Consider the following 1,685-nt stretch of genomic DNA (forward strand, 5'->3'; position numbering starts at 1 on the left):
GATGAGATTTCCCCTTACGCCAAGTAAGTAAGATTCCTCAGAGACGATGAGGTCAATAGGTCCGAGGTGGAAGCGTGGTGACACGTGCAGCTGACGGATACTAATCAATCGATGACTTAACTACAAGACTTTGCGAAAGGCGTTTCGTACCAAAGATGATTTATAAAGCTTATCCAGTTTTGAGGGTTTTCGAAAAAAACTCTTGATATTTTTTCAAAAGGACAATATAATATATCTTGTCCTTGAAAATAAGGTTTGGTGGCGACAGCGAAGAGGTCACACCTGTTCCCATGCCGAACACAGCAGTTAAGCTCTTCAGCGCCGATGGTAGTCGGGTTTACCCCCGTGAGAGTAGGACGCTGCCATACCTTACATAAATCCGGAGGATTAGCTCAGCTGGGAGAGCACTTGCCTTACAAGCAAGGGGTCGCAGGTTCGAGCCCTGCATCCTCCACCATGTCGCCGGCCTAGCTCAACTGGTAGAGCAACTGACTTGTAATCAGTAGGTTGGGGGTTCAAGTCCTCTGGCCGGCACCATTTTTTAAAATCTCCATAAAGTTTTTGTTAGGAGCCATTAGCTCAGTCGGTAGAGCAAGCCAACGTCAATGAATGATCTTCTTCGCAGGCTTGCGAGGAGTGCAACTTCACTGAAAAGCTTGCAACACGACGAGCATCACAACAAAGCTTACGAGAATTTATCTGTTTCATTAAGAGCCATTAGCTCAGCTGGTAGAGCATCTGACTTTTAATCAGAGGGTCGGAGGTTCGAGCCCTCCATGGCTCACCATTTATTCGCGGGTGTGGTGGAATTGGCAGACACGCTAGATTTAGGATCTAGTGCTTCACGGCGTGGGGGTTCAAGTCCCTCCACCCGCATTATAAGCGGAAGTAGTTCAGTGGTAGAACACCACCTTGCCAAGGTGGGGGTCGCGGGTTCGAATCCCGTCTTCCGCTCCATTGATTTGAACAGGTTAATAGAGAATATTAAGTAACCTTACTAGCAAGTGTCGTGCCGGGGTGGCGGAATTGGCAGACGCACAGGACTTAAAATCCTGCGGTGGGTTTCCACCGTGCCGGTTCGAGTCCGGCCCTCGGCACCATAATTCAATTTTATATGCGCCCGTAGCTCAATTGGATAGAGCGTCTGACTACGGATCAGAAGGTTAGGGGTTCGACTCCTCTCGGGCGCGCCATTGTTTACGGGAAGTAGCTCAGCTTGGTAGAGCACTTGGTTTGGGACCAAGGGGTCGCAGGTTCGAATCCTGTCTTCCCGACCATTTAACAACGGGGCCTTAGCTCAGCTGGGAGAGCGCCTGCTTTGCACGCAGGAGGTCAGCGGTTCGATCCCGCTAGGCTCCACCAAATTTGATCTTTGAAAACTGAACGAACCAACCAGTACGTCAATTCTTTCTTTCTATAATATAGAAGGAAGTAAAACAAGCACATTCGGTGTGCAAATGAGCAAATCAATCTCAACTTTTATGGAGAGTTTGATCCTGGCTCAGGACGAACGCTGGCGGCGTGCCTAATACATGCAAGTCGAGCGCAGGAAACCAGCTGATCCCCTTCGGGGGTGACGCTGGTGGAATGAGCGGCGGACGGGTGAGTAACACGTGGGCAACCTGCCTGTAAGACCGGAATAACCCCGGGAAACCGGGGCTAATGCCGGGTAACACCTTCTCTCG

The 1,685-nt window shown here is 50.0% G+C and carries 9 tRNA genes and 3 rRNA genes; all 12 read left to right on the forward strand.

What is annotated here, in order from left to right:
* Nucleotides 1–124 (forward strand): 23S ribosomal RNA (locus C1A12_RS20840); the annotation flags it as partial.
* Between the two features lie 130 nt (nucleotides 125–254).
* Nucleotides 255–368 (forward strand): 5S ribosomal RNA (gene rrf / locus C1A12_RS20845).
* A 13-nt stretch (nucleotides 369–381) separates the two neighbouring features.
* Nucleotides 382–457: transfer RNA gene (locus C1A12_RS20850), tRNA-Val, on the forward strand.
* Nucleotides 458–461: 4 nt separating this feature from the next.
* Nucleotides 462–537 (forward strand) — tRNA-Thr (locus C1A12_RS20855).
* Between the two features lie 174 nt (nucleotides 538–711).
* Nucleotides 712–787 (forward strand) — tRNA-Lys (locus C1A12_RS20860).
* 7 nt (nucleotides 788–794) lie between these two features.
* A tRNA-Leu gene (locus C1A12_RS20865) sits at nucleotides 795–876 on the forward strand.
* Between the two features lie 6 nt (nucleotides 877–882).
* Nucleotides 883–957, forward strand: a tRNA-Gly gene (locus tag C1A12_RS20870).
* Between the two features lie 54 nt (nucleotides 958–1,011).
* A tRNA-Leu gene (locus C1A12_RS20875) sits at nucleotides 1,012–1,100 on the forward strand.
* A gap of 16 nt (nucleotides 1,101–1,116) precedes the next feature.
* Nucleotides 1,117–1,193: transfer RNA gene (locus C1A12_RS20880), tRNA-Arg, on the forward strand.
* A gap of 7 nt (nucleotides 1,194–1,200) precedes the next feature.
* Nucleotides 1,201–1,277: transfer RNA gene (locus C1A12_RS20885), tRNA-Pro, on the forward strand.
* A gap of 9 nt (nucleotides 1,278–1,286) precedes the next feature.
* Nucleotides 1,287–1,362: transfer RNA gene (locus tag C1A12_RS20890), tRNA-Ala, on the forward strand.
* 116 nt (nucleotides 1,363–1,478) lie between these two features.
* Nucleotides 1,479–1,685, forward strand: a 16S ribosomal RNA gene (locus tag C1A12_RS20895); the annotation flags it as partial.

The sequence above is a fragment of the Halobacillus sp. Marseille-P3879 genome (genome assembly GCF_900240285.1).
In the GTDB taxonomy this organism is placed as follows: Bacteria; Bacillota; Bacilli; order Bacillales; family Halobacillaceae; genus Halobacillus_A.